Consider the following 1,316-nt stretch of genomic DNA (forward strand, 5'->3'; position numbering starts at 1 on the left):
TAGATAGGATTTATAAGCTAGAAGAAAAGCTTTCTGAAGCAGAAAAGGTAAATGCAATCTTTAGGCAAATCTTTACTTTAGCCAAGTTTCTTTCAACTTTAGAATTTAAAGAGAAAACAGAAGAAAAAAGAGGCTTAACGCTGGCTAATTACTTTTCTCATCTCTTAAATATTAATCGTCTTTTACTTTGGAAAAAGCTTCCTGGTGGTGAAGAATACTTGAACCAAGAAGAAATTAAGCACTTACCTCTAGAAAAAAAAGGAGAGCTTCTTAGAGATTGGATTGAAGAAAATTGTAAAAACATTACGGCTTTAGATTTATCTAGAGCAGGCTTGACTTACTTACCCCCAGAAATAGGCCAGTTATCTCAGCTGCTACAGCTTGAATTAAATCAAAACCAGCTCACCGCTCTGCCTGCAGAAATAGGCCAATTGTCTCAGCTGAAAGGGCTTTACTTAAATCAAAACCAGCTCACCGCTCTGCCTGAAGGAATAGGTCAATTGTCTCAGCTGACACGGCTTTACTTAAATCAAAACCAGCTCACCAGCCTTCCTGTAGAAATAGGTCAATTGTCTCAGTTGGAATGGCTTTACTTAAATCAAAACCAGCTCACCAGCCTTCCTGCAGAAATAGGTCAATTGTCTCAGCTGCAAGAGCTTATCTTAAGAGAAAACCAGCTCACGAGCGTTCCTGTAGAAATCGGGCAGCTGTCTCAGCTACAATGGCTTTTCTTAAATCAAAACCAGCTCGCCGCTCTGCCTGGAGAAATCGGGCAACTGTCTGAGCTGCAAGGGCTTTACTTAAATCAAAACCAGCTCACCGCTCTGCCTACAGAAATCGGGCGGCTGTCTGAGCTGCGAGAACTTGAATTAAATCAAAACCAGCTCACCGCTCTGCCTGCGGAAATCGGGCAATTGACTCAGCTGCGTACGCTTGAATTAAATCAAAGCCAGCTCACTAGCCTTCCTACAGAAATAGGTCAATTGTCTCAACTGACATGGCTTCGCTTAAATCAAAACCAGCTCACTAGCCTGCCTGCAGTAATAGGCCAATTATCTCAGCTGCAAGAGCTTAACTTAAGCCAAAACCAGCTCACCAGCCTTCCTGCAGAAATCGGGCAATTGTCTCAACTGCAAGGGCTTTGCTTAAACCAGAACCAGCTCACCAGCCTGCCTGCAGAAATCGGGCAGCTGTCTCAGCTACAGGGGCTTTACCTAAATCAAAACCAGCTCACCAGCCTTCCTGCAGAAATCGGGCAGCTGTCTGATCTGCAAACGCTTCACTTAAATCAAAACCAGCTCACCAGCCTGCCTGCA

General features: G+C 43.8%; 1 protein-coding gene. It reads left to right on the forward strand.

The window, feature by feature from the left end:
* A partial coding sequence (locus DB42_RS01340; protein ID WP_052435885.1) for a leucine-rich repeat domain-containing protein occupies nt 1–1,316 on the forward strand: 1,316 nt, incomplete at both ends.

This window comes from Neochlamydia sp. EPS4, from assembly GCF_000813665.1.
In the GTDB taxonomy this organism is placed as follows: Bacteria; Chlamydiota; Chlamydiia; order Chlamydiales; family Parachlamydiaceae; genus Neochlamydia.